2 protein-coding genes are annotated in these 1624 nt (G+C 59.5%); one reads left to right on the top strand and one right to left on the bottom strand.

The genetic code is table 11. The features are described 5' to 3' along the window. On the bottom strand, positions 1–216 hold a 216-nt coding region (locus AC1DT3_RS20475; RefSeq protein ID WP_477467045.1), incomplete at its 3' end, for a DUF4175 family protein. A gap of 275 nt (positions 217–491) precedes the next feature. On the opposite strand from AC1DT3_RS20475, the gene AC1DT3_RS20470 reads away from it, so the two are divergent. After that, positions 492–1624 (top strand): hypothetical protein (locus AC1DT3_RS20470; protein ID WP_477467044.1); only part of this gene is annotated, 1133 nt, incomplete at its 3' end.

The following is a 1624-nucleotide window of genomic DNA, read 5'->3' as shown; positions in this document are numbered from 1 at the left end:
TCCGACGGGCGGGAGCGCCAGCCAGAGGCCGAACCACGAGGCAGCCAGGAAAAGCGCGACCACCGAAAGGGGCACCCAGATCCGCGGCCACGCCCGCTCCCAAAGGATGGCAAGCCTCGCCCGCGTCACGAACGGTTCGAGGCGCCGCTGGGGGCTCCCGTCGGGGCCGTTGGTGCGGCGCATTTCACCGGACGTCGGCTTGAGGCCTTCGCTCATGCCTTCGAACTCCTCTGTGCATCGGCGACGTCTTCAACCCCCAAGAAGGCTAGCACGGCTGCCCATCTTGGTCAGCGGCGAATTGAGCGCACACCGGTGGGTAGTGGAAGCGGACCGTTCACAACTCGAAGAGGGGATGGCGACCTCACGGAAGCAGGGGCGAATAAAAAATCGCAGCGAGGAGCAAAAAAGGTCTTGAATCCTATATAATATAACATTACTGATCTTCGCCACTCGTTTCAATTTTGAATGAGCTTTTTGGGGGGATTAGAACGATGCCTACGAATTTGACGATTGCGGCGCACACAGTGGACGAAAACAACGCAGGACAGAATGTTGCGACGCTGACGATGGTAGAGCCCGGGGTGGGCGCAACTTATTCGTTCGAGTTTTTCAACGATGAACTGAATGCGATCTTCGAAATCGTGGACGACGCAGGCGCCATGGTCGTGAAGTTGCGCGATGGCGTTGCTCTCGATTTCGAAATGCCCCTCGAGGATATCCAGGTCATTTGGACCAACGACGCCGACGTGAATGATACCGGCGCCACGACCTTTACGCTGGCTGTGACCGATATCGCTGAAGCTCCCTCCGCGATCGAGATCACACAAGCAACGCTCGACTCGACCGCGCAACCGGGAGCTCTCATCGCGAACCTCGGAGCAACGGATCCCGACGCCGCCGATCAGGAGCCAGGCGATTTCACTTATGAATTCGTGACCGTGGACGGCGATTCGGTGGATAGTACCCTGTTCTCCATCGTGAAAGACGCGACGACCGGTGTGTCCACCGTCGTGCTGAGGCCCGGCCAGTCGCTGGATGCGGGAACTTACGAATTCTACCTCAAGGTGACGGATTCGAGTGACCAAACGATCCGGTTGCTCGACCCGTTCGAGCTTACGGTATTGGAGAGCGCTCCTTCGGCCATCACAGTAGCGGCAGAAGACATCKATGCGACGGCGGCAGACGGCGCTCTCGTCGCGACCCTCGGCGCGACCGATGCAGATGATGAAGCAGCGGGAGCCTTCGACTACGTCTTCGTCGTGGACGACGGCGCGGGCGGCGAAAGCGAAGTCACGGCGACCGATCTGTTCACGATCGTGAAAGACGCGACGACCGGCGTGTCGACGATCGTGGTGAGCGCCGGCGCCGATCTCGCCAAGGGCGACCATACGATCAGCGTTCGCGTGAAGAACGGTGCATTCTCCTTCGATCAGGATGTCACGATCACCGTAGCGAACAGCGGCCCGACGGTCGTCACGCTGTCCGACAACACGATCGACGAAAATTCGTTCGATGCTGTCAATCCAGTCGTGGTCGGCGATCTCGATGCCACCGATATCGATGGGGACGCTCTGACCTTCACCTTGGTGGATGCTGCAGGCACGGCGATCGACCACGCCAAGTT

It is taken from the genome of Microvirga sp. P4_G7 (assembly GCF_056401005.1).
The sequence above is the reverse complement of the archived record's forward strand: the minus strand, read 5'-3'. Positions and strand labels throughout refer to the sequence as shown.